Annotated in this window: 17 protein-coding genes and 6 pseudogenes; 14 read left to right on the top strand and 9 right to left on the bottom strand. The window is 63.7% G+C overall.

Annotation, left to right across the window (positions count from 1 at the left end):
• Positions 1-141: 141 nt before the first annotated feature.
• Positions 142-891 carry an SDR family oxidoreductase gene (locus CUR85_RS06290; protein ID WP_067261708.1) on the top strand — a complete coding sequence of 250 codons (750 nt, stop codon included), beginning with the start codon at positions 142-144 and terminating at the stop codon, positions 889-891.
• Positions 888-1,502, top strand: a complete 615-nt coding sequence (locus CUR85_RS06285) for an enoyl-CoA hydratase/isomerase family protein (protein WP_067261709.1) — start codon at positions 888-890, stop codon at positions 1,500-1,502. The genes CUR85_RS06290 and CUR85_RS06285 overlap by 4 nt, the downstream gene beginning before the upstream one ends.
• Here CUR85_RS06285 and CUR85_RS06280 read toward each other — a convergent pair.
• Positions 1,499-1,804: an HNH endonuclease gene (locus CUR85_RS06280; protein WP_231886283.1), complete on the bottom strand. Its 306-nt coding sequence runs from the start codon at positions 1,802-1,804 to the stop codon at positions 1,499-1,501. The two genes, CUR85_RS06285 and CUR85_RS06280, sit on opposite strands and share 4 nt — an antisense overlap.
• A gap of 163 nt (positions 1,805-1,967) precedes the next feature.
• Here CUR85_RS06280 and CUR85_RS06275 point away from each other — a divergent pair.
• Positions 1,968-3,102, top strand: a pseudogene (locus tag CUR85_RS06275) (TIGR03862 family flavoprotein).
• On the opposite strand, the gene CUR85_RS06270 reads toward CUR85_RS06275, so the two are convergent.
• From CUR85_RS06270 to CUR85_RS06250, 5 genes and pseudogenes are all read right to left on the bottom strand, one after another.
• Entirely contained in the window at positions 3,099-3,692 is a 594-nt protein-coding gene (locus tag CUR85_RS06270; protein WP_067261715.1) for a glutathione S-transferase family protein, read from the bottom strand. The pseudogene CUR85_RS06275 and the gene CUR85_RS06270 overlap by 4 nt on opposite strands.
• A gap of 19 nt (positions 3,693-3,711) precedes the next feature.
• Positions 3,712-4,709: pseudogene (holA, locus tag CUR85_RS06265) on the bottom strand (DNA polymerase III subunit delta).
• Positions 4,706-5,206: an LPS assembly lipoprotein LptE gene (gene lptE / locus CUR85_RS06260; protein ID WP_067261718.1), complete on the bottom strand. Its 501-nt coding sequence runs from the start codon at positions 5,204-5,206 to the stop codon at positions 4,706-4,708. The pseudogene holA and the gene lptE overlap by 4 nt, the downstream one beginning before the upstream one ends.
• Positions 5,193-7,757, bottom strand: a complete 2,565-nt coding sequence (gene leuS / locus CUR85_RS06255; RefSeq protein ID WP_280322241.1) for a leucine--tRNA ligase — start codon at positions 7,755-7,757, stop codon at positions 5,193-5,195. The genes lptE and leuS overlap by 14 nt, the downstream gene beginning before the upstream one ends.
• A gap of 63 nt (positions 7,758-7,820) precedes the next feature.
• Positions 7,821-8,315 (bottom strand): DUF3576 domain-containing protein, encoded by a 495-nt coding sequence (locus CUR85_RS06250; RefSeq protein WP_067261722.1) that lies wholly within the window; start codon positions 8,313-8,315, stop codon positions 7,821-7,823.
• Between the two features lie 280 nt (positions 8,316-8,595).
• On the opposite strand from CUR85_RS06250, the gene CUR85_RS06245 reads away from it, so the two are divergent.
• Both CUR85_RS06245 and CUR85_RS06240 read left to right on the top strand, forming a co-directional pair.
• A complete protein-coding gene (locus tag CUR85_RS06245) occupies positions 8,596-9,558 on the top strand; it encodes a porin (RefSeq protein ID WP_067261723.1) in 963 nt (320 codons plus the stop codon).
• 102 nt (positions 9,559-9,660) lie between these two features.
• Positions 9,661-10,314, top strand: coding sequence for a YggS family pyridoxal phosphate-dependent enzyme (locus tag CUR85_RS06240; RefSeq protein ID WP_067261725.1), 654 nt, complete (start codon positions 9,661-9,663; stop codon positions 10,312-10,314).
• Here the strand turns inward: CUR85_RS06240 and CUR85_RS06235 are convergent.
• Together CUR85_RS06235 and ribA are read right to left on the bottom strand one after the other, a co-directional pair.
• Positions 10,304-10,798, bottom strand: a complete 495-nt coding sequence (locus CUR85_RS06235) for a L,D-transpeptidase family protein (protein ID WP_067261726.1) — start codon at positions 10,796-10,798, stop codon at positions 10,304-10,306. The two genes, CUR85_RS06240 and CUR85_RS06235, sit on opposite strands and share 11 nt — an antisense overlap.
• On the bottom strand, positions 10,795-11,886 hold the full coding sequence (ribA, locus tag CUR85_RS06230; protein WP_067261728.1) for a GTP cyclohydrolase II: 1,092 nt from the start codon (positions 11,884-11,886) through the stop codon (positions 10,795-10,797). The genes CUR85_RS06235 and ribA overlap by 4 nt, the downstream gene beginning before the upstream one ends.
• A 162-nt stretch (positions 11,887-12,048) precedes the next feature.
• Here ribA and CUR85_RS06225 point away from each other — a divergent pair.
• The 5 genes and pseudogenes from CUR85_RS06225 to CUR85_RS06205 all read left to right on the top strand — a co-directional run bounded on the left by CUR85_RS06225 (position 12,049) and on the right by CUR85_RS06205 (position 15,646).
• Positions 12,049-12,734: pseudogene (locus tag CUR85_RS06225) on the top strand (response regulator transcription factor).
• 298 nt (positions 12,735-13,032) lie between these two features.
• Positions 13,033-13,820 (top strand): annotated as a pseudogene (locus tag CUR85_RS06220) (exodeoxyribonuclease III).
• A gap of 54 nt (positions 13,821-13,874) precedes the next feature.
• Positions 13,875-14,795 carry a thioredoxin gene (trxA, locus tag CUR85_RS06215; protein ID WP_067261734.1) on the top strand — a complete coding sequence of 307 codons (921 nt, stop codon included), beginning with the start codon at positions 13,875-13,877 and terminating at the stop codon, positions 14,793-14,795.
• Positions 14,796-14,822: 27 nt separating this feature from the next.
• On the top strand, positions 14,823-15,467 hold the full coding sequence (locus CUR85_RS06210) for an LON peptidase substrate-binding domain-containing protein (protein ID WP_067261736.1): 645 nt from the start codon (positions 14,823-14,825) through the stop codon (positions 15,465-15,467).
• Positions 15,464-15,646: a Trm112 family protein gene (locus CUR85_RS06205; RefSeq protein WP_067261737.1), complete on the top strand. Its 183-nt coding sequence runs from the start codon at positions 15,464-15,466 to the stop codon at positions 15,644-15,646. The genes CUR85_RS06210 and CUR85_RS06205 overlap by 4 nt, the downstream gene beginning before the upstream one ends.
• Positions 15,647-15,661: 15 nt before the next feature.
• Here the strand turns inward: CUR85_RS06205 and CUR85_RS06200 are convergent.
• Positions 15,662-16,923: pseudogene (locus tag CUR85_RS06200) on the bottom strand (FAD-dependent oxidoreductase).
• A 49-nt stretch (positions 16,924-16,972) separates the two neighbouring features.
• On the opposite strand from CUR85_RS06200, the gene CUR85_RS06195 reads away from it, so the two are divergent.
• The 4 genes and pseudogenes from CUR85_RS06195 to CUR85_RS06180 all read left to right on the top strand — a co-directional run bounded on the left by CUR85_RS06195 (position 16,973) and on the right by CUR85_RS06180 (position 23,336).
• A complete protein-coding gene (locus CUR85_RS06195) occupies positions 16,973-18,307 on the top strand; it encodes an amidase (RefSeq protein ID WP_067261741.1) in 1,335 nt (444 codons plus the stop codon).
• Between the two features lie 121 nt (positions 18,308-18,428).
• Complete coding sequence (locus CUR85_RS06190) at positions 18,429-19,613, top strand: aminotransferase class I/II-fold pyridoxal phosphate-dependent enzyme (RefSeq protein ID WP_067261743.1); 1,185 nt, start codon at positions 18,429-18,431, stop codon at positions 19,611-19,613.
• 12 nt (positions 19,614-19,625) lie between these two features.
• The gene (locus CUR85_RS06185; RefSeq protein WP_067261744.1) at positions 19,626-22,562 is read left to right on the top strand and encodes a DNA translocase FtsK; all 2,937 of its coding nucleotides are present in this window, start codon (positions 19,626-19,628) and stop codon (positions 22,560-22,562) included.
• A gap of 171 nt (positions 22,563-22,733) precedes the next feature.
• Positions 22,734-23,336, top strand: a pseudogene (locus CUR85_RS06180) (LolA family protein).
• Positions 23,337-23,389: the final 53 nt, after the last annotated feature.

Here is a 23,389-nt window from a genome sequence, read left to right as displayed (position 1 = left end):
GGAAAATCCTTTTCGGCAATGAGTTACGCATAGGGTCTGCCAATCCCCGCGCAGGGTCAAGCGATGCGAGGCTGGACCCGGGTTGATCGGCAGATTACCACAGCCCTCAAGCAATGTACAAAACAAGCGGAAGGATCCCCCATGGACATGACAGGCAAGACGATCATGATTACCGGCGCCAGCCGGGGCATCGGCGCCGCCGCCGCGCGTGTGTTCGCCGAGGCGGGCGGCAATGTCGCCCTGTTGGCGCGCAGTCAGGATGCCATCGCCGAATTGGCCGGAGAGTTGGGCAAACAGGCCATCGCCATCCCCTGCGACGTGACCCGCTATAACGAGATGACCTCGGCGGTCGAGACCACGCGCCGGGCCTTTGGTGGCCTCGACGTTCTGATCAACAACGCAGGCGTGATCGACCCGATCTCGCTCATGGGAGAGGCCGATCCCGCGGATTGGGCCAAGGCGATCAACATCAATGTCACGGGTGTCTTCCACGGCATGCGCGCGGCGCTGCCCTTGATGAAGGAAAACGGCGGCGGCACGGTGCTGACGATTTCTTCGGGCGCGGCGCATAACCCGGTGGAGGCGTGGAGCCACTACTGCGCGTCAAAGGCGGCGGCGAATATGCTGACCCAGTGTTTGCACCACGAAGAGGGCGGCAACGGCATCCGCGCCATCGGCCTGTCTCCCGGCACCGTGGCCACCGACATGCAGCGCGACATCAAGGACAGCGGCGTGAACCCGGTCAGCCAGTTGGATTGGGACGTGCATATCCCCGCCGATTGGCCCGCCCGCGCGCTGCTGTGGATGTGCGGCCCGGAGGCGGATCGTTTCTTGGGTGATGAGATTTCCCTGCGCGACGAAGGCATCCGCAAGGCGGTGGGCCTCATATGATCGAGCTTGACCGCGCGGGCGACATCTGGACCGTCACGATCAACCGCCCCGACAAGGCCAATTCCCTGACCCATGCCATGCTGGTCGAATTGGCCGAGATCATGGAAGCGGCGCAGGCCGCCCGCGCGGTGATCCTGACCGGGCGCGGCAAGGTGTTCAGCGCCGGGGCCGATCTGGACGAAGCCCGCGCGGGCCTTGCGAAATCGGATGTTTGGGAGCGTCTCTCGGGCGCGGTGGCCGCCCTGCCGGGGCTGAGCATCGCCGCGCTCAACGGCACGCTGGCGGGCGGTGCGATGGGCATGGCGCTGGCCTGCGACCTGCGCATCGCGGTGCCGGGGGCTAAGTTCTTTTATCCGGTGATGAAGCTGGGCTTCCTGCCGCAGCCCTCTGACCCGGCGCGGATGGCGGCGCTGATCGGCCCTGCGCGGACCAAGCTTTTGCTGATGGGCGGGCAGAAGATCACGGCGGAAGAGGCGCTGCGTTTTGGCCTGATCGACCGCATCGTCGCGGCGGAGGAGGTGCAGGAACACGCGCAGGCGCTGGCCGCCGACACAGTGGCGGCAAGCCCAGACATCGCGCAGGAAATCAAACGGATGTGCGGCCCCGCCTAACGTTTGCGCGTACCGCCGGGCACTTTGGAGCGGAAGCCCGGCGGGCGTTTCGCCACCCATGCGGCGAATTTGGCCAGCCGCGGGTGGCTGCGCAGCGCTTCGGGCGTGTTGTAGTGCCGCGCCAGTTCGGTCTCAGTCAGGGCGGCGTGCACCTCTCGGTGGCAGATGTGATGCATCAGCACCGTCGGCCCGCCCTTGCCACCGCGCAGCTTGGGGATCAGATGATGCAGGCTCTGCGGCACGTCCTCAGGGATGGGCCGGTGGCAGAGCGGGCAATGTGGCACGGTTTCGCCTTGGGTCACGGTCCTCCCTTTCGCTTGCATTGCAGGGCCACGGCAGGCAAGAGGATGTGTCAAATCCTCCCCAAGGCAAGGACAGGCCCATGGCTTCCCCGTCAGACAAGCAGACCCAAGGGCGCGCCGCGTGACCCGCGCCTTGGTCATTGGGGGCGGCCCGGCGGGGCTGATGGCGGCAGAGGTCATGGCGCAGGCGGGGCTGTCGGTCACGCTCTGCGAGGCGAAACCCTCGGTCGGGCGCAAGTTCTTGATGGCGGGCAAATCCGGGTTGAACCTGACCAAGTCCGAGCCCTTCGCCCCCTTCCTCGCCGCCTATGAAGAAGCGCAGCCTGCCTTGCGGCCGATGCTGGAGGCTTTCGATGCCCAAGCGGTGCAGGACTGGGCCGAAGGGCTGGGGCAAGCGGTCTTTACCGGCTCCACTGGGCGGGTTTTCCCACGGGCGATGAAAGCCTCGCCACTGTTGCGGGCATGGCTCGCGCGGCTGGCGGACTGTGGGGTGACGATCAACACCCGTTGGCAATGGCGGGGCTGGGAGGGGGACGCACTCACCTTCGATACGCCCGGCGGGCGGGAAGTGGTCGAGGCCGATGTGACGGTGTTGGCCCTTGGCGGGGCGAGTTGGCGGCGGCTTGGCGCCACCGGCGAATGGGCGCCCCTGCTGGTGGCGCGTGGCGTGGATGTGCAGAATTTCGCCCCGGCCAATGTCGGGCTGTTGGTCGATTGGTCCCCGCATATGACCCGCCATTTTGGCGCGGCGCTGAAAGGGGTGGCGTGGCGCGCGGGCCCCTACCGCTCGCGCGGGGAGGCGGTGATCTCGGCCCGTGGGCTGGAGGGGGCGGCATCTATAGCGTCTCGCGCGGGCTGCGCGAGGGGCAGGGGCTGATGCTTGATCTGCTGCCGGACTTGCAGGACCACGAGGTGGCGGCGCGTTTGGCAAAGCCGCGCGGCAAGGACAGTCAGGCCAACCATCTGCGCAAACGGCTGAAGCTCAGCCCCGCCCAGATCGCACTGCTACAAGAGATGGCGCGCCCGCTGCCGCAGGAGGCCGAGGCGCTGGCCGCCTTGCTGAAAGACCTGCCCATCGCCCACGCCGGGCTGCGACCGATGGATGAGGCGATTTCGACGGCGGGGGGATAGCGCTCGATGCGCTGGACGCAGGGCTGATGCTGCGCGCGCTGCCGGGCGTCTTTGCCGCAGGGGAAATGCTCGATTGGGAAGCGCCCACGGGCGGCTATCTGATCAACGGCTGTCTGGCGACCGGCCATTGGGCGGGCCGCCATGCTGTGGAATGGGCGCGGGGTTAACCATCTTCCTTGGTCATCGCGGCGACAAAAGTGGGGCGTTCGCGCAGGGATTTTGCCCAGAGGTTCAGCTTGTCATCCACACGCGGGAATTTCGCGCCAATCGACCAATTGATGCAATGCACCGCCAAAAGGTCGGGCAGGGTGATCTGATCGCCCATCAGGAACGGCCCCTCAAGCCGGTCGGACAGGGTGCTGGCCGCCAGCTCGAACTCGGCCTTCAGGCTGTCCTTGATGGCGGGCACGCGGGCCTCTTCGGGAAAGACGAAACTGTGCTTTGCCGCGGCCCAGAGCACCGCGTCGAATTCGTCGATCAGCCAAAAGGTCATCGCATCCTGCCGCGCACGGGCGGGCGTCCCGGCGGGGGCGGTGAGCGCGCCGTGTTTGTCGGCGAGATAGGTCATGATGGCGACGGAATCGGTCAGCACCTCATCGCCGTCCACAAGCGCCGGGATCTTGCCCGAAGGGTTGAATTTGCGCGCCTCGTCCGAGCGGGGTGCCGCGGGGTTCAAATCGTAGGGCTGGCCCAATTCTTCGAGCATCCACATGACGCGAAAGGCGCGGGTCTTGGTGCCGCCGATGACTGTGTACATTGAATTTCCTCTCCCAAAATCAACGTTGTGCGCCCAGCATCGCCAGACGGATAAAGGCCCGTTCGACCAGCGCCAACGCCGGGGCGTGCTGGCCTGCGGAGCGCAGCTTGAGGTCCGTCTCGGTCAGCACCGCCAGCGCGGTTTCCAGCTTCACCGCGCCCCAGTTGCGCGCCTGTCGCATCGCACGGTCGCGGTCGCGCACGCCGTAGATCGGCGCGCCGGGTTGGCAGCGATGCGGTAGAGGGTGCGGAAATGCCGGGTGGCCATGATGGTCAGGGTCACCGGGTTCACGCCTTGGCCTTGCAGCTTGCTCATCACCGGGCCGATTTCGGCGGCGCGGGTCTCGGCCACGACATGCAGGATGTCGTCCACCTCGGCCTCGGTCGAGGTGGGGGCGCAGGCGGCGATGTCATCCAGCCCGATGTTGCTGCTGTCGCCCAGTTTATAGAGCGTGATCTTCTCCAGCGTCTGTCGGAAATCGCCGGGGTCGAGGGTGCGGGCCAGATCGGTCAGGGCGGCCATGGCGTCGGCCTCAGGCGTGAGCTTCGCGTCCTTCAGCATCTGCTCGATCTCGGCGCGGTCGGGCGGGTTGTCGTAGATCGCGGTGGCAAAGGCGTTGGGGTGGCTTTCAAAGGCCTTCAGCACCTTTGAGGTCTTCTTGAGATCGCCGCCGGTGACCACGATCTGCGCATCACCCGGCTGCCATTCCTTCAGCGCGTCGAGCAGGATTTTCGCGATATTGTCATTCGCCTCTTCCACCAGCGCAGCACGCGGGCCGGGGAAGAAGCCGACCGCCTTGATCGCATCCAGCAGCATCGCCGGATCGCGGCGCAATTCGCCCGCAGGCATCCGGCTGAGGCGCATTTCCTCTTCGGCATTGGGCCCGAGCAGGTTTTTCAGGAATTCCTGCCGTTTCAGCGCCACGCGCATCGCGTCGCTGCCATAGATCAACAGCCCCGTGCGCGCGGGATCGGGCCGCGCGAAATAGGGTTTCGCCTCGCGTGGGGTCAGTTTCATTGGGGCAGGTCAGCCGCATAAAGGCGGCTGATCACGAGGTCCGCGAGGATGGTCATCAGACGTTCCTGCGCGTCCAGTTCCGCCGCGCGGGTGGCCACGGTGGTGCCGGTGGCGGAATAGCCGGTGAAGCTTTCGACCTTGCCCGAGGTCACGATTTGCCCGCTGTCGAGGTCACGCAGCGCATAGGCGGTGGTGCCGACAAGGTTGTAGCGCCGTGTGTTGCCTTCGCTGTCGATGGCCAGCCCGTCTTCGACCGTGGTGGTGGTCAGCGCCAGCCCCCAACGGGGGGTGGCCGCGCGGCCAAGGCGGCTTTCCACCTCGCGCACCAGAAAATAGCCAAAGCGGTCTTCCGGTGCGTCCACCAGAACGCGGTTTTGCAACGCCGTGCCTGCGCCGCCGGGGCCATAGACCGGCTCGAACCCGCAGGCGGCAAGCGCCAGTAGGGGCAGGGCCAGCAGGAAACGGCGGCGCATATGGGTGGGCTTAGGCAACGACATTCACAATCCGTCCGGGCACGACGATGACCTTTTTCGGCGTGGCCCCGTCCAGCGTTCGAATAACAGCTTCATGCGCCAGCGCGGTTTTTTCAACCTCTTCCTTCGGCATATCGGCGGGCACTTGGATTTCCGCCCGGCGTTTGCCGTTGATCTGGATCGGCAGGGTCACGGTGTCGTCGACCAGCATCTTCTCATCCGCCTTGGGCCATGGGGCCTTGGCGATCAGCCCTTCGCCGCCCTGATGCGCCCAAATGTCTTCCGACAGGTGCGGGGTCATCGGCGACATCAGCTGCGCCAGCGTCATGATCGCTTCGCGCTGCGCGGCATAGCCCGCCTTGGACTTCTGCAAGGTCGCGGTGAAGGCATAGAGCTTGGCAATCGCGGCGTTAAAGCCAAAGGATTCGATGCCCATTGTCACGTCATGGATCGTCTTATGCATGGCGCGCAGCAGGTCGTCGTCGCCCGAGCCCGCCGCCTCGCGGTCCATCTCGGCCACGCGGTCACAGATGTTCCACACGCGCGAGAGCTGTTTATAGGCGGCTTCCGCGCCGGAGGCGGTCCATTCCACGTCCCGCTCGGGGGGCGAATCGCTCAGCACGAACCAACGCGCGGTATCGGCACCGTAGTTCGAGATGATGTGCAGCGGGTCGACAACGTTCTTCTTGGACTTCGACATTTTGGCGGAAGGGATGATCTCAACCTCGGTCCCATCGGCAAGTTTGCCATCGGTCACATCTTCCGGCAGGTGATAGACCGGGCGGCCATTGTCGTCGCGGGTCTGGTAGATCTCATGGGTCACCATGCCTTGGGTAAAGAGCGCGTCAAACGGCTCCACCGCGCTTTCGGGTAGATGGCCGGTGATCTGCATCGCACGGGCAAAGAAGCGCGAGTAGAGCAGGTGCAAGATCGCATGTTCGATGCCGCCGATATATTGATCGACGTTCATCCAGTATTGCGCGTCTTCCATGACGGTCGGCGTCTCGGCACGCGGCGCGGTGAAACGGGCGAAATACCACGAACTGTCGACGAAAGTGTCCATCGTGTCGGTCTCGCGCAGGGCGTCCTTGCCGCAGGCGGGACAGGTGCAGTTGCGCCATGTTGGGTGGCGGTCGAGCGGGTTGCCCGGCGTGTCGAAGCTGACATCGTAGGGCAGCTCGATCGGCAGGTTTTCTTTCTTTTCCGGCACCACGCCGCAGTCGTCGCAATGCACCACAGGAATCGGGCAGCCCCAGTAGCGCTGGCGCGAGAGGCCCCAGTCGCGCAGGCGGTATTTTGTGACGCCGTGGCCGATTCCGTTCTCCTCGCAAAAGGCGATGGCAGCGTCGACGCCCTCTTCGCCGGTCTGCCACTGATTGCCCGCGAAGCCGCGGTTGTAGAACACTTTTTCGGTCTTCGGCGGCACGAAAGCGGCGTCCAGCTCGGGCGCGGCATCCTCGGACGGCAGGAAGGTCGAGATGATCGGCAGGTCGTATTTCGTGGCGAACTCGAAATCGCGCGGGTCGTGGCCCGGGCAGCCGAAGATCGCGCCGGTGCCATAGTCCATCAGGATGAAGTTGGCGATATAGACCGGCAGTTCATGGGCCGTGTCGAAGGGGTGACGGACGCGGATGCCAGTGTCCATGCCGAGCTTCTCGGCGGTCTCGATCGCCTCCTCGGTGGTGCCGCCCTTGCGGCATTCGGCGCAGAAAGCGGCCACGGCTTCATCATCGCGCTCCAGCGTCTTGGCCAGTGGATGGTCGGGCGAGATGCCGACGAAGGAGGCACCCAGCAGCGTGTCGGGGCGGGTGGTATAGACCTCGATCCGGTCAAAGCCCTCGGGCGCTTCGATGGTCGAGAAGGCAAATTGCAACCCGCGCGACTTGCCGATCCAGTTGGCCTGCATCAGCTTTACCTTGGCGGGCCAGTTGTCGAGGCTGTCGAGCGCCGAAAGCAGTTCTTCGGAGTGGTCTGAGATCTTAAAGAACCACTGCGTAAGCTCGCGCCGCTCCACCGGCGCGCCGGAGCGCCAGCCGCAGCCGTTCTCGACCTGCTCGTTGGCGAGCACGGTCATGTCGACCGGGTCCCAGTTCACCACGGCGTTCTTGCGGTAGACCAGACCCTTCTCGAGGAAGTCCAAAAACAACGCCTGCTGCTGGCCGTAGTAGCCGGGATGGCAGGTGGCGATCTCGCGGCTCCAGTCAATCGACAGGCCGAGAGGTTTCATCTGCTTTTTCATCTCGGCGATGTTGTCATAGGTCCAATCCGCCGGGTGGCCGCCGATGGCCATGGCGGCGTTCTCGGCGGGCATGCCGAAGGCGTCCCAGCCCATCGGGTGGAGCACGTTATGCCCGGTCGCGATCTTGTAGCGCGCGATCACGTCGCCCATCGTGTAGTTGCGCACATGGCCCATGTGGATGCGCCCCGAAGGGTAGGGGAACATCTCGAGCACGTAGTATTTCGGCTTGTCAGCGTTGCGAACGGCCTGAAAAATGCCGTCCTTTTCCCAGGCTTGCTGCCAGCGGGCTTCGATCTCGGCGGGGTATAGCGGGGCATGAGGGGACCTTCGTGACATGAAAAACGCCGGGCTGCTGTTTTCACAAGGCCCGGCGTTGGAACGGTGTTGAGTTAAGCGGGCTCAGAATTTGCTGTCGGACACGCGCATCTCCCGCGCTCGGCTGAGGATCGCATCCTCGACCGCGCGGGTGGTGGCCCGTGCCACGGGCTGGCCGCCCGAAGATTGCAGCGCCACATTGAGCGAGCGTGCATCAAGCGCCGGATCGTCGATCAGAACGGTCGCGCGATAGGCACGGCCACCGCCCGGCGGGGTGCCATAGCCGGTGACGATCACCCCGGTGAAAGGATCGACCGATTGCACAGGCAGGAAGTTCAGCACTTCGAGCGAGGCCGACCAGAGGTATTTGTTCACCGAAACACTGGTGTCTGTGTTCTTGCGGTTAAAGATCGACCAGATCGTATTGTCGGGATTGGTCTCAATGTTATTGGGATTGTTCGGATTGGTGTATTGATCCGGCCGATCTGTGGCCGGGCTGCCAAAGCTCCCGCCACAGGCGGTCAGCGCGCTGAGCGCCAGAACGGAGATTGCCATCTTGCAAGCGGTACGAAGGGCCATTGCAGCTTTCCTTTGCCTGTTTGCGCTCCGGTCTATCCAAGCAGGCCCTTATCGGCAAGGTCTATGTCATAGGAGCGCGCTGCGCGGCATCGAGCGCCGCCATAGGCAAAGGCGCGGCCCTGGGGTGAAGGAACTGTGGCATAGCTGCACCAACCCCGGCGACATTGCGGGTGGGGAGGCCGTGAACCTTGCCAAGTGCAGGGGATTGGGGGCAAACAGCCTGCATACCCTTACCGGATTCCCCGGTCTGGGCATATGAATTCAAACCGAGGGAAAACTCATGAAAAAAGTTCTCTTCGCTACAACAGCCCTGGTTGCGACCGCCGGTGTAGCAGCAGCAGACGTGACATTCGGCGGCTACGGCCGTTTTGGTATCATGTACAACGACAACGACTCCGATGGTGGCGACAGCGACACAGACGTGACTTCGCGGCTGCGCCTGCAGATCGACGCAACAGCTGAGTCCGACGCTGGCGTTGTCTTCGGTGCACGTATGCGCATCCAGCAGAACAACTCTGACGACAACGTGAACGTCGCCAAAGGCCCTGATGGTGTTTACGGTACAGCTGACGACGTGACCACAAGCGGTGGTCCTGCCGGTACAGGCATCAACGGTGTGCGTTTCTTCGCTCGCACCGGTGGCTTCGAAGTTGGCGTTGGTAACATCTTCGGCGCTCTGGAATCCATGCCGGGTCAGTACCCCGTCGACATGGGTCTGACCGGTCTGGGCTATGACTACACTGCGTTTGATGACCGTGGCGACCAGTATTCCTCTGGCGGTAACGGTGCAGCTGGCTCCAACGGCGTTGAAGTCCTTTACTCCGCTGGTGATCTGGCAGTGCACGTGTCGGCTTCCGACATCAACGACCGCGTTGCTGGTTACGTTGCTTACACATGGAGCGGCTGGACCTTCGCAGTTGGTGGCCAAGACTCCGACGCGGCAAGCGACACCGAGTGGACAGCGACAGCTGGCGGTTCCTTCGGCATCGCAGACGTAACTCTCGCCTATGCTGATAACGGCACCGGTGGTGACCGCGTTGTTCTGGCTGGCCGCTTCGACGTAGGCGCTGCAACAGACATCGAAGTCTATGTTGCTGACAACGACGGCGGCACAGAAGACGACACCGGCTACGGCATCGACTTCAACCACGACCTGGGCGGCGGCACCTCGCTGCGCGGCGGTGTGGTTAAGCAGTTCGACGGCGACACCGTTGCCGACATGGGTGTTCGCTTCAACTTCTAAGTTGAACGACATACTGTGAATATTGGGGCAGGCCTTTCGGTCTGCCCCTTTTCTTTTGCCCACCGCTGTTGTTTTCTGCGCGCCTGACATGGAGGGCCGAAAATGAGTCTGAGCGACATCCAAAATCGCATCTCGAAAGCCGAAGCCGATGCAGGCCGTGCGGCCGGGTCGGTCAAGCTGATCGCCGTCAGTAAGGTTCAGCCCGATGCGCGTGTGCGTGCGGTCTTGGAAGAGGGGCATCGCTCTTTCGGAGAGAACCGCGTGCAAGAGGCGGCGGGCAAATGGCCCGGTTTTCGCGAGGATTTTGACGGGATCGACCTGCACATCATCGGCCCATTGCAAAGCAACAAGGTCCGGCAGGCGATGGAACTGGCCGAGGCGATCCACACGGTCGACCGCCCCAAACTGGCCAAGACCATCGCGCGGTTGGCGCAGGAAATGGGCCGCTGCCCCGGCCTCTTTATTCAGGTCAATACGGGCGAGGAAGAGCAGAAAGCCGGCGTGATGCCCCGCGACGCGGATGCCTTCATTGCCGAGTGTCGCGCGCTGGACCTGCCGATCAAGGGGCTGATGTGCATCCCGCCGGTAAACGAGGCGCCGTCGCTGCATTTCGCGCTGCTGGCCAAGATCGCTGCGCGCAACGATCTGACCGGCTTGTCGATGGGCATGAGCGGCGATTTTGAGCAGGCCATCGCACTGGGCGCCACCCATGTGCGTGTGGGCTCCGCCATCTTCGGCGAACGGGTTAGCGGATAATCAGCCGCGTTGCCGGACCCAACTGCGCGGCGATTTCATGGAGGTCGTTCCGTGCAAAAGCAATGCACCCTTCGGTCGGATAGCCGGGCCGCCGCCATTGGTGAATGAATATCGCAGAACCGCGGCCCGCCGTGGCATCGGGCCAGTTCCAGTCGGTCAGGATCACCAGATCGTAAAGCGGATCGGCGCGGCGCAGGGTCTCATGGCTATAGGGGTAGGGCGCGCGGACGCGGTGGTTGTAATCGGGTTGGCCACTGGCGTCGGACCACAGATCGCCCGGACCGATCGGCTGGGCCCAAGCGCTTGGCGCCGGGATGCGGTCGGGCCGATAGAGCATCCCAACCAAGCGATGCACCCCGCGCGGCGTGGCGCCATCGCCCTCGCGTTTGTCATCGGTCAGCCCGCCCTTGCCGATGCTACAGGCATAGCGCCGCCCTTGAAACCGCAGCCCCGTCGGCGTCAGCACCATGTCGTTCGGGGTCATAGCAGATGCCCCGATTTCGCGGCTTTGGTGGCCAGATAGGCGCTGTTGTGGCGGTTCTCGCCCACGGCCAGCGGGACGCGCTCGGTCACGGCGATGCCGCTTTGCTCCATCATGCCCAGCTTGCGGGGGTTGTTGGTCAGCAGGCGCACGGCTGAGAAGCCCATAGAGCGCAGGATATCGGCCCCGAGGCGGAAGTCGCGCTCGTCATCCTCGAACCCCAGCCGATGATTGGCTTCGACCGTGTCAAATCCCTGATCCTGTAGGGAATAGGCCCGCATCTTATTGGCAAGACCGATGCCGCGGCCCTCTTGGTTGAGGTACAAAAGCACACCATGCCCTTCGCCGCCCATCTGCGCCAGCGCGGCGCGCAGTTGTGGGCCGCAATCGCATTTCAGGCTGCCCATCAGGTCACCGGTGAAACAGGCCGAATGCAGGCGGCAAAGCACCGGCGTGTCGCGGGCAGGGCGGCCGATTTCGATGGCATAATGCTCTTCGCCGCCATCCTCGGGGCGGAAGATATGCAGACGCCCGGCCTCGGAGACCTCCATCGGCAGGCGCGCGTTCACCACCGGATGCAGCGCGCTGCGCTCGGCAAGGATCGGGGCGGCGGCGGTAAGGTCGATCAAGGTCAGACCATGCGTCCGCGCGAAATCTGCCCCCTGCGGCAGATCAAGCACCAGTGCGGCGGGCAGCATGCGGGCGGCTTTCACCAGATCAATCGCGGCGCGATGCGCCGCCGTATCACCGCCCCGCGCGGTCTGAAGTGGCCCTTTCATGGGGGCGCGCAGGTCATCCGCCGGATCGGCGATGCTTTGCACCCAAGCAGGTGTCGCCCCCTCAGGCAGCAGCACCCGGGCGAGATTGCCATCATAGGCCCGCGCTTTGAGCGTTTCGGCCCGCCGCGCGGTGATCGCCAGCACCGGCGCACCGCCCAAGGCCAGCACATCCGCAAGGCGCTGCGCGGTCAGCGTCTCCGCTGCCAGCACGAGGGCGGCCTGCGCGCCATCCGCCAGAATCACGGGCACGCCCATGCGCAGATCGGCCCGCGCACGCGCCAGTTGTTCGGTGATGTCCGGGGCGAAACTCATGGTTTGTTGCAACTCCGCAAAGGCTTCCCCGTCTATCTAGGTTATACCGCAAGGAATTGAAACATTTCACGCTTTGTTGACACGAGGCTGTGAGACAGTGGTCACATCCCTTGTCCGGGCCCCGCCCAAGGCGCATGTATAAGACAACAGACGGAGAGACAGATGGCCCAGCTTAAGAAAATCCTGCTTGTCGATGACGACGATGACCTGCGCGAAGCGCTGAGCGAGCAGTTGATCATGACCGAGGATTTCGACGTTTTCGAAGCGGCCAATGGCACCGAGGCGATGACCAAGGCGAAAGAGGCGCTTTACGATCTCATCATCCTCGACGTGGGCCTGCCCGATACCGATGGCCGCGAGCTGTGTCGCCTGATGCGCAAACAGGGGGTGAAAAGCCCGATCCTGATGCTGACGGGCCATGACACCGATGCCGACACGATCCTCGGCCTTGATGCCGGGGCGAATGACTATGTCACCAAACCGTTCAAATTCCCGGTCCTTTTGGCCCGCATCCGCGCGCAGCTGCGCCAGCATGAACAGTCCGAAGATGCTGTCTTCCAGCTGGGGCCCTACACGTTCAAACCCGCGATGAAGGTGCTGACCACGGAGGACGACCGTAAGGTGCGTCTGACCGAGAAAGAGACCAATATCCTCAAGTTCCTCTACCGCTCCAATGACGGTGTGGTGCCGCGCGATGTGCTGCTGCATGAGGTCTGGGGCTACAACGCGGGCGTCACGACCCATACGCTTGAAACCCATATCTACCGGCTGCGGCAGAAGATCGAGCCTGACCCTCGAACGCCCGTTTGCTGGTGACGGAATCCGGTGGCTATCGCCTGATGGCATAAAAACCGGGAACCAATTCCGACCCCCGTGGTTGGAATACCTGAGAGGCGGGGTTTTCATGACCCGCACCTCGGTTTGAAGCCCGACTTTTGTACCCGGGTAAAGGTACATACCTCCCTGTTGGACTGGCCGGGCCTTTGTGCCCGGTCTTTTTTTTGGGGGGGCGGGGAGATCGTCGCCCCGGACCGAAATCAAGCCGTAGGTGATGGCCCTCGCTGCAAGGAAGCCCCCATTTCCGCATGGCACCCCCGCGCCGCCCGCGTTACTGTGCCGAACCACCCCCAGACCGGAGCCTCCCCCATGTCCTTTACCCTCGCCACTTGGAACATCAACTCCGTCCGCCTGCGCGAGCCTTTGGTGCTGAAACTGCTGGCCGAACACGGGCCGGATGTCCTCTGCTTGCAGGAATGCAAAAGCCCCGTGGACAAGATCCCGGTCGAGGCGTTCAAGGCGGCGGGCTACACCCATATGGTCGCGCGCGGGCAGAAGGGCTATAACGGCGTGGCGATCCTGTCGAAACTGCCGCTGGTGGATGCGGGCGATCAGGATTTCGCCATGCTGGGCCACGCCCGCCATGTCGCGGCCAAGCTTGAGAATGGCGCGACGATCCACAACTTCTACGTCCCCGCAGGCGGCGACAAACCCGACCGCGAGATCAATGAGAAGTTTGGCCAGAAGCTCGATTACCTCTCTGAGATGCGCGACTGGTTCCATGGCGACAAGCCCGAGAAGTCGATCCTTGTGGGCGACCTCAACATCGCCCGCGTGAGGATGACGTATGGGATCACAAGAAGCTGCTAAAGATCGTGAGCCACACCCCGGTCGAGGTCGAAGCGCTTGGTGCGGTGCAGGATGCGGGCAATTGGGTCGACATCACGCGGCAGGATGTGCCGGAGGGCAAACTCTATAGCTGGTGGTCCTACCGAGCCGCCGATTGGGATGCCGCCGACAAGGGCCGCAGGCTGGATCATATCTGGGCCACATCGGATATCGCGCAGGCCGGGCACTCCAGCCATATCGTCCGCGATGCGCGCGGTTGGGAGAAACCCAGCGACCACGCGCCGGTTTTTGCCAGTTTTGACCTTTGAATCGCGCCCCCGCACGTCCATATAAGGCCAAACGCGATTAGCGAGGATAACAGCATGACCGACCTGAACCTTTCCACCGCCGCCCCTGCGGATGCCGATCTGATCAAGGACACAACCGAGGCGACCTTCATGGCTGATGTGGTCGATGCCTCGCAAACGGTGCCGGTCATCGTTGATTTCTGGGCGCCGTGGTGCGGCCCTTGCAAGACGCTTGGCCCGATGCTGGAAGATGCCGTGCGCGCGGCCAAAGGCGCGGTGAAGATGGTGAAGGTCAACGTCGATCAAGCTCAGAACATCGCAGGTCAGTTGCAAATCCAATCAATCCCCACGGTCTATGCCTTCTACAAAGGTCAGCCGGTCGACGGTTTCCAAGGCGCGCTGCCGCAGTCCGAGATCAAGGCCTTCGTCGACCGTGTGGTAAAAGCGGGGGGCGGCGAAGCGCCCGGTGACACGTTGGCCGATGCCGTCGCCGCCGCCGAAGAGATGCTGGCCGAAGGGGCCGCCACCGACGCGGCGCAGACCTTTGCCGCGATTCTCGAAGAAGACCCGATGAACGCGCCCGCCTATGGCGGCATGGTTCGGTCCCACATCGCCATGGGCGCATTGGATCAGGCCGAAGCCCTGCTGAACGGCGCGCCGATCGAAATCTCCAAAGCCCCCGAGCTCGAAGCTGCCCATGCCCAGTTGCAGCTGGCGCATCAGGCCGCCGATGCCGGCCCCGTGGCCGAGTTGACCGAGAAGGTCGAGGCCAACCCCGACGACCATCAGGCGCGCTTCGATCTGGCTCAAGCGCTCTATGCCCATGACAATGCCGAGGCTGCCGTCGAGCACTTGCTAGAGCTTTTCCGCCGCGATCGGGAATGGAATGAAGGCGCCGCCAAGACGCAACTTTTTACTATTTTCGAAGCACTTAAGCCCAATGATCCGGTGGTGCTGAATGGCCGTCGCAAACTGTCATCAATGATATTTGCCTGAGGCCTTGGTCGCGCTAAGTCCCTTGTCATGATCAAGCCAGCAGAACTGCCCAAGACTATTGCGATCTTTCCGTTGGCAGGGGCGCTGCTGCTGCCCCGCTCGCGGTTGCCGCTGCATATCTTCGAGCCGCGCTATCTTCAGATGATCGAAGACGCGCTCAAGACCGACACGCGGTTGATCGGCATGGTCCAGCCCAACGAATTGCCCGGTCGCGACGGCCATGGGCTGCACCAGATCGGCTGCGCGGGCCGCATCACCCAGTTTTCCGAGACCGAGGATGGCCGCTATATGGTGACCCTTGGCGGCGTCTCGCGCTTTCGCGTGGTGGAGGAGATCGAGGGCTTTTCCCCCTATCGCCGCTGCGATGTGAATTGGTCGGGCTTTGACCGCGATCTGGGCGAGGATGAGGTCGACGATAGCTTTGACCGGGCGCGGTTTCTTGACCTTCTGGGGCGCTATTTCGACAGCCGCGGCCTTTCCGCCGATTGGGACACGCTGAAAGACGCCGAAGATGAGTTGCTGATCAACTCCCTGTCGATGATGCTGGAGTTCGAGGCCGAGGATAAACAGGCGCTGTTGGAGGCGCCTTCGCTGGAGACCCGGCGGGAGACATTGGTGACATTGATCGAATTCGCGATGCGCGGCGGTCAGGAAGAGGGCTTGATGCAATGACGGATGCGACCGTTCAATTCGACCGCCGGATGCTGGAGGCATTGATCTGCCCGCGCACGCAGACGACGCTGACCTATGACGCGGAAAAGCAAGAGCTGGTGTCGAAAGCTGCCAGCTTGGCCTATCCGATCCGCAACGGCATTCCCGTCATGCTGCCGGACGAAGCGCGGAGGCTGTAATGCCCCGCCGCTCCGTTACAGGGGCTTGCCACGCATCAACCGGGGCAGCTCCCCCGTCAGCCCTGCGGCTTCGCGGATAAAGGTTCGGCGCAGGCCGGGCAGGGCGTTGATCGCGGCCATGCCCATATCGCGGGCCAGCCGCAAAAGCGCATTATCGTTTGAAAACAGCCGGTTGAAACTGTCGGTCGCCAGCGCGAGGCTGGCATTGTCGAAGCGCCGCCATTCCTGATAGCGCGCGAGGACCGCGTCGTTTCCGGGGTCTTCGCCCCGGCGAACCGCATCGGCAATCACCTCGGCCAAGGCTGCCACATCGCGCAGGCCCGCGTTCAGCCCCTGACCGGCGATGGGATGCACCCCATGGGCCGCGTCGCCCAAAAGCGCCACGCGCGAAGCGGTCATGGAATGGGCCAGCGACAGGCCCAGCGGATAGCTGTAGCGCGGGCCGGTCAGCGAAAGCTCCCCCAGAAAACTGCCAAAGCGCGGGCGCAGCACCTCAAGGTATTGCGCATCCGGCAGGGCGTTGATCGCGGCGGCATTGGCGCTCGCTTCGCTCCAAACGATCAGGGAGCGGTTGCCGGTCAGCGGCAGGATCGCCAGCGGGCCGGGGGCATGAAGAATTGATGCGCGATGCCGTGGTGCGGCTTTTCATGATCCACCACGCAGACCAGCGCCGTCTGACCATAGGACCATGCGACACGCTTGATGCCCGCGCGTTCCGCCGTGCCGCTGGCGCGGCCATCGGCCCCCACCGCCAGCCTTGCGCGTAGGGTCTTGCCGCCCTCAAGCGTCAGGGTGATGCCGGTCGGCGCCACCGTCTGCCCCGTAACGCGGGTGTCGTTCATCATCGTGATCGCCGGATCGGCGGCAGCCGCTTTCAGCAGCGCGCGGCGCAGATGGCGGTCTTCGACCATCTGACCCATCGGGCCTTCTTCGATCTCGGCATGATCGAAATGCATGAACATGGGCGAGGGGCCGGTGCCGGCACGCCCATCGGTGACCTTGATCTCAAGCATCGGCTGGGCGTCATCCGCGATGCCGGGCCAGATGCCGATGCCTTCCATTAACCTGACCGAGGTCAGCGCCAGCGCATAGGCGCGCCCATCAAAGGCGGCGTTCTCAAAGGTTTGTGCGGGCTGGGCGTCAATCACCGCCACGCGCAGTCCCGCGCGGCTGAGGGCCAAGGCAAGGGCGGGGCCATTCAGCCCACCGCCGATGATCGCGATATCGTGGTCAAAATCCATGGCCCTAGATATGACCTGCGTGCGGGGATTGTCCATGCGCCGAACGGTCGCTAGGTTCGCCAAGAACAGCGGTAAGGGGCACGACATGCAAGAATGGTTGGAAATGACGGCGGCGGATCTGGGGCGCGGGATCGCGGCGGGCGATATCGACCCTGTGGCGCTTTGTGATGCCTATCTTGATGCCATCGACGCACATCCGATGCGCGACCGTATCTATGCCCGCGTCACCCCCGACCGCGCCCGCGCCGAAGCCGCCGCGGCGGCTGAGCGTGCCCGCGACGGCCAGCGCCTGTCGCCGCTCGACGGGGTGCCGATCTCTTGGAAAGACCTCTTCGATACCGCCGGAACGGCCACCGAGGCGGGCTCCAAACTGCTGGAAGGCCGGGTGCCTGAGCGCGACGCCGAAGTGCTCGCCAGCGCGACGGCCTTGGGGCTGGTCTGCTTGGGCAAAACGCATATGAGCGAATTGGCCTTCTCGGGCCTTGGCCACAACCCCAGCACTGCGACACCGCCCTGCGTGAACGAGCCGGACAGCGTCTCGGGCGGGTCGTCCTCAGGCGCGGCGGCCTCGGTCGCCTTTGGCTTGGCGGCGGCGGCGATCGGGTCGGATACCGGCGGGTCGGTGCGCATCCCGGCGGCGTGGAACGATCTGGTGGGGCTCAAGACCACCGCGGGCCGTGTATCCCTTGCCGGGACCGTGCCGCTGGCGGCAAAGTTCGACACGGTTGGCCCGCTTTGCCGGTCGGTCGAAGATGCGGCGCTGCTGCTCGCCGCCTTGGAGGGGGGCAAGCCTGCCGATCTGCAAGAGAGCGAGTTGGAGGGCTGCCGTTTCGCGGTGCTGACCAATGTTGTCATGGATGAGCTTTCCGATGAGCCCAAGGCCGCTTTTGACGCGGCGGTGGCGCGGTTGCGAGAGGCCGGTGCCACGGTAGATGAAATCGCCGTGCCCGAAGTCGAAGAGGCGATGCCGCTGAGTTCCTGTCTCTACACCACCGAAGCCTATGGGCTATGGCGCGATGTGATCGAAGCCGACCCCGATGCCATGTTCAGCGAAATTCTTGAGCGTTTCCGGTTGGGTAAGGGATTCTCCGGCCCCGATTACGTCGCCGCTTGGGCCAAGCTCGATCTGGCGCGGGCAGGCTATGACCGGGCCGTGGCGGGCTATGACGCGGTGCTCGTGCCGACAGCACCCATGCTGCCGCCGAACATCGAACGGCTGAACAGTGATCACGACTACTACCTCGCGCAGAATCTCCTATCCTTGCGCAACACGCGAGTCGCGAATCTAATGGGGCTTTGCGCGCTTACTTTGCCGACCGATACCCCCTCTTGCGGCATTTCTCTGATGTGCGCACCGGGGGGCGAAGAACAGCTTTTGCGCCTTGGTGCAGCGGCTGAAGCGGCCCTGCGCGAGGCCTAAGAACGCACGACCGAAAAGCCACAAGGGCGGCAAAACTCCCCGGTTTTTCTGGACGGGAGAGGCGCCCTTGGGTACCTTGGGGCAAACGGGGCGCGAATGATCCCGATCCGAGGCAGTTTTGATGATGTATACCGAGCGGTTTTCGAACCTTCCGGCCCACGTGTGGCCGCGCCTGCGCGCATTGCTTGACGGGCATGAGGGCGGCGGCACGCCGATCCATATGACCATCGGCGAGCCGAAACATGCGTTTCCGGCTTGGGTGACCGATGAGATCACGAAACACGCCGCAGGGTTCAACAAATACCCGCCGAACGACGGCTCGCCCGAATTGCGCGCGGCCATCGCCGCATGGATCGTGCGGCGCTACGGGGTCGAGATGGACCCCGACAGCGAGGTGATGGCCCTGAACGGCACGCGCGAAGGGCTCTATAACGCCGTCATCGCGCTCTGCCCGCCCACCAAGAATGGGGAGAAATCGGCCATTCTGATGCCGAACCCCTTCTACCAAGTCTATATGATCGGCGCGATTTCCGGTGAAGCGGACCCGATCATGGTGCCCGCCACTGCCGAGACCGGGCATCTGCCAGATTTCGCGAGCCTGCCCGAAGAGGTGCTGCGCCGCACCACGGCGGCCTATCTCTGCTCCCCCGCCAATCCGCAGGGCGTTGTCGCCTCGCGCGATTACTGGGCCGATCTGATCGCGCTGGCCGAGAAGTATGATTTCCTGATCTTCGCCGACGAATGCTATTCCGAGATCTACCGCGACACGCCGCCTACCGGCGCGTTGGAGGTGGTCAAGGAGTTGGGCACCGACCGCAACCGCGTGGTGATCTTTCACTCGCTGTCGAAACGCTCGAACCTGCCGGGGCTGCGGTCGGGCTTTGCCGCCAGCGGGGCCGAGACGATGCGCCAGATCAAACAGTTGCGCAACTACGCGGGCGCGCCGCTGCCGCTGCCCTTGCAGCAGGCAGCCGCCGCCGTTTGGGCGGATGAGGCGCATGTGGAAGAAAACCGCGCGCTCTACCAAGAGAAATACGCCATCGCCGACCGCATCTTTGGCAATGTGCCGGGTTATGTGAGCCCGGAGGCGGGGTTCTTCCTCTGGCTTCCGGTCGAGGATGACGAGGCCGCGGCGCTGAAGCTCTGGCGCGAGACCGGCGTGCGGGTGCTGCCCGGCAGCTATCTGGCGCAGAACGTCGCCGGGGGGAACCCCGGGCAGAATTACATTCGGGTCGCCTTGGTGGCCCCAAAAGACGAAACGACGCGCGGATTGGAAGCGATCCGCGACTGTCTGTATTCGGCATAAGCGAGGGACGACATGGCATATCAGACACGGGGACGCGATCCATTGCTAGACAGCAACATGGCCGAGGCAATCGAAAAGCGCGGTCGTGAACTGCTGGGGCTGGCGCTGATCATGCTGGGCATCATGGCCGCCATGATGATCGGCAGCTACACGCCCGACGATCCCAACTGGATGGTCTCAACCGATGCGCCGGTGCAGAACTGGATGGGCCGGATCGGTGCCTCCATCGCCGCGCCGCTGTTCATGATCGTCGGTTGGGGCGCTTGGGGGATCGCCATCGTCCTGCTGTTCTGGGGCGGACGTTTCGCGCTGCATCAGGGCGATGACCGCGCGCTTGGGCGGTTGATCTTTGCGCCTATCGCCGTGGCACTTGGCGCGATCTACGCCGCGACACTGGCCCCCGGTCAGGAATGGTTGCTGACCCATAGCTTCGGTCTGGGCGGGCTGTTTGGCGATACCGTCATGGGCGCGCTGCTGACGATCCTGCCCATCGGCTCGACCCTGACGGTCAAGCTGATGTCGCTTTTGATGGGGGTCGCAATTCTCGCGTTGGGCGCCTTCGTCTTGGGCTTTACCAAGGCCGAGCTGTTCCGCATTGCGCGGTTCCTGCTGGTCGGTCTGATCATGGCCTATGCCGGGCTGATGACCCTTCTGGGCCGTGGGGCCAATGGGGCCGTCGTCGCCGCGCAGAACCTCTCGGCCCGTCAGGCCGAACGTCGTGAGCGCCGCCGTCAGGAAGCCGAAGACGCCGAAGCCTGGGCCGCGCAGGAAGCCGAGCAGAGCTATGCCGCTGAGCACGCTCCGGTGGCCGAGCCGGAAGCCGAACCGCGCAGCCTGTTCGGTCGGATGCCCGGGCTGATCAAACGGCCCGAACCCGAAGACGACTTGCCCGAGCCGGAACTGATCGAGACCTACAGCGACGCCATCGTGGATGAGACACCGGGCGAAGAGCGCATCAAAAGCAAAATCGCCGATGTCATCAAAAACCGCGTGCGTCATGCCAATGCGATCCACACGCCGACGACCGCGCCCTTGACCAAGGGCCGGGGCCGTGGGCCGGACCCGTTGGTGCTGAACACCAGCCAGCCTGCCGCCCAGCCCGCCGGGCTGCGTGCGGAACCGCCCCTGACCGCCGAACCGGCCACCCTGCGCCCCGAGCCGCTGCTGCGCAGGCCGCAGGCCCAGCCCACGCCCGCCCCGACGCCTGAGCCGATGGTTCAGGAGCCGGCAGCGCAAGCGCCGATGGCCGCGCCCTACGAAGACACTGTGGCGTCTGAGACCCTGCCGTTGCAGCAGGCGCCCGCGCCTGAGGCGATGAAAATCCCCGTGGCGGAGCCGCGCAAAGTGGTGCAACAGCCCGCCCGCAAACCCGTCCAGCCCTCGAAACAGGCACAGGTCGAAGCGCAGCCCACCCTGACCTTCGACGACACGCACCCCGGTTTCGAACTGCCGCCGCTGAGCCTTCTGGAAAGCCCCGAGAGCGTGCAGCGCCTGCACCTGAGCGACGAGGCGTTGGAGGAGAACGCGCGGATGCTGGAAACCGTGCTCGACGACTACGGCGTGAAGGGTGAGATCGTCGCCGTGCGCCCCGGCCCCGTCGTCACCATGTACGAACTCGAACCCGCGCCCGGTCTCAAGGCCAGCCGCGTGATCGGTCTTGCGGATGACATCGCCCGCTCCATGGCAGCCCTTTCGGCGCGTGTCTCCACCGTGCCGGGCCGCTCGGTGATCGGCATCGAACTGCCCAACGAGAACCGCGAGAAGGTGATCCTGCGCGAGATCCTCTCCAGCCGCGACTTCGGCGACGGCAACCACCGCCTGCCGCTGGCGCTCGGCAAGGACATCGGCGGCGACCCGGTTGTGGCCAACCTCGCCAAGATGCCGCACCTGCTGATCGCGGGGACCACCGGCTCGGGTAAATCCGTGGCAATCAACACGATGATCCTGTCGCTGCTCTACAAGCTGACGCCGGAAGAATGCCGGATGATCATGATCGACCCCAAGATGTTGGAACTTTCGGTCTATGACGGCATCCCGCATCTGCTGAGCCCGGTCGTCACCGACCCCAAGAAGGCCGTCGTGGCGCTGAAATGGGTCGTGGGCGAGATGGAAGAGCGCTATCGCAAGATGTCCAAGATGGGCGTGCGCAACATCGAAGGCTACAACGGCCGCGTCCGCGAAGCGCTGGCCAAGGGCGAGATGTTCTCGCGCACCGTGCAGACCGGTTTCGATGAAGACACCGGCGAGCCGATCTTTGAGACCGAGGAAAACACCCCCGAGGCGCTGCCCTATATCGTCGTCATCGTCGACGAGATGGCCGACCTGATGATGGTCGCGGGCAAGGAGATTGAGGCCTGCATCCAGCGTCTGGCACAGATGGCGCGGGCCTCCGGCATCCACCTGATCATGGCCACGCAGCGCCCCTCGGTCGATGTGATCACCGGCACGATCAAAGCGAACTTCCCCACGCGGATTTCCTTCCAAGTGACATCGAAAATCGACAGCCGCACGATCTTGGGCGAAATGGGCGCCGAGCAACTCTTGGGCATGGGCGACATGCTGTATATGGCAGGCGGGGCCAAGATCACCCGCTGCCACGGCCCCTTCGTCAGCGACGAAGAGGTCGAAGAGATCGTCAACCACCTCAAGCAATTCGGCGAGCCGGATTATGTCTCGGGCGTGGTCGAAGGGCCGTCCGAGGATAAGGAAAGCAACATCGACGCGGTGTTGGGCCTTGGCGGCAATACCGATAGCGAAGACGCACTTTATGACACCGCCGTGCAGGTGGTGATCAAAGACCGCAAATGCTCCACCTCCTACATCCAACGCAAACTGGCGATCGGCTATAACAAAGCCGCGCGTCTGGTCGAGCAGATGGAGGAAGAGGGGCTGGTCTCACCGGCGAACCACGTTGGCAAGCGTGAGATTCTGGTGCCGGAACAGGCATAGGGCGACTTCTCCCCCCTCTCGGGGACGACAATCAGAAACACCGCCGGGCCACCCTCCCGGCGGTGTTTTTTTATGGGGCAGGGCAGGCGATAGCGAAAAACCGCGCCCTGATATCGAATATCACGCCCGCCCGCCCTATGTCAGAACGTGAGGCAACACAGGACGAACAACATGCGTAAACTTACTTCTGCGATTCTGGCGGTTGGACTGGCCGTATCGGCCCCCTCGCGGCGGCGGCGCAGCAACTGTCGCTGAATGAGATTTCGGGCTATCTGAACCAGCTTCGCACCGCCGAGGGCGACTTTACCCAGATCAACGACGACGGGTCGATCAGCACGGGCACGATCTATATCAAACGCCCCGGCAAGGTACGTTTCGAATATAACGCGCCGGATTCCGGGCTGGTTGTCGCGGGGGCGAATACGGTCGTGATCTACGACAAGAAGTCGAACCAACCGGCTGAGACCTATCCGCTGGCGCGAACACCGCTGTCGATCATCTTGGCCGACAACGTCAATCTGGGCCGCGCCAAGATGGTGACAGGCCACAGCTATGACGGCACCGCCACCACGGTCACGGCCCAAGACCCCGCCAACCCGCAGTATGGCAACATCCAGATGAAGTTCACAGGCAATCCGGTGCAGCTGCGTCAGTGGATCATCAATGATGGCAACGGCAGCGCCACGACCGTTGTGCTGGGTGACATGCAGGGGGGGCAATATCTCTAACAGCCTGTTCGACACCGCGGGCGCACGGGCAGGCGGCAGACGCTAAGCGGACCTTTAGAAACAAAAAAAACGCCCCGGCGGATCAGGCCGGGGCGTTTT

It is taken from the genome of Sulfitobacter faviae (assembly GCF_029870955.1).
Classification (GTDB): domain Bacteria; phylum Pseudomonadota; class Alphaproteobacteria; order Rhodobacterales; family Rhodobacteraceae; genus Sulfitobacter; species Sulfitobacter faviae.
This window is presented reverse-complemented; position numbering and strand designations above follow the sequence as displayed.

Bases quoted from the DNA above. Each gene is read 5' to 3' on its own strand.
- CUR85_RS06290 (WP_067261708.1), top strand. From the start codon at position 142: ATGGACATGACAGGCAAGACGATCATGATTACCGGCGCCAGCCGGGGC.
- CUR85_RS06285 (WP_067261709.1), top strand. From the start codon at position 888: ATGATCGAGCTTGACCGCGCGGGCGACATCTGGACCGTCACGATCAAC.
- CUR85_RS06270 (WP_067261715.1), bottom strand. From the start codon at position 3,692: ATGTACACAGTCATCGGCGGCACCAAGACCCGCGCCTTTCGCGTCATG.
- lptE (WP_067261718.1), bottom strand. From the start codon at position 5,206: ATGTCGTTGCCTAAGCCCACCCATATGCGCCGCCGTTTCCTGCTGGCC.
- leuS (WP_280322241.1), bottom strand. From the start codon at position 7,757: ATGTCACGAAGGTCCCCTCATGCCCCGCTATACCCCGCCGAGATCGAA.
- CUR85_RS06250 (WP_067261722.1), bottom strand. From the start codon at position 8,315: ATGGCCCTTCGTACCGCTTGCAAGATGGCAATCTCCGTTCTGGCGCTC.
- CUR85_RS06245 (WP_067261723.1), top strand. From the start codon at position 8,596: ATGAAAAAAGTTCTCTTCGCTACAACAGCCCTGGTTGCGACCGCCGGT.
- CUR85_RS06240 (WP_067261725.1), top strand. From the start codon at position 9,661: ATGAGTCTGAGCGACATCCAAAATCGCATCTCGAAAGCCGAAGCCGAT.
- CUR85_RS06235 (WP_067261726.1), bottom strand. From the start codon at position 10,798: ATGACCCCGAACGACATGGTGCTGACGCCGACGGGGCTGCGGTTTCAA.
- ribA (WP_067261728.1), bottom strand. From the start codon at position 11,886: ATGAGTTTCGCCCCGGACATCACCGAACAACTGGCGCGTGCGCGGGCC.
- trxA (WP_067261734.1), top strand. From the start codon at position 13,875: ATGACCGACCTGAACCTTTCCACCGCCGCCCCTGCGGATGCCGATCTG.
- CUR85_RS06210 (WP_067261736.1), top strand. From the start codon at position 14,823: ATGATCAAGCCAGCAGAACTGCCCAAGACTATTGCGATCTTTCCGTTG.
- CUR85_RS06205 (WP_067261737.1), top strand. From the start codon at position 15,464: ATGACGGATGCGACCGTTCAATTCGACCGCCGGATGCTGGAGGCATTG.
- CUR85_RS06195 (WP_067261741.1), top strand. From the start codon at position 16,973: ATGCAAGAATGGTTGGAAATGACGGCGGCGGATCTGGGGCGCGGGATC.
- CUR85_RS06190 (WP_067261743.1), top strand. From the start codon at position 18,429: ATGATGTATACCGAGCGGTTTTCGAACCTTCCGGCCCACGTGTGGCCG.
- CUR85_RS06185 (WP_067261744.1), top strand. From the start codon at position 19,626: ATGGCATATCAGACACGGGGACGCGATCCATTGCTAGACAGCAACATG.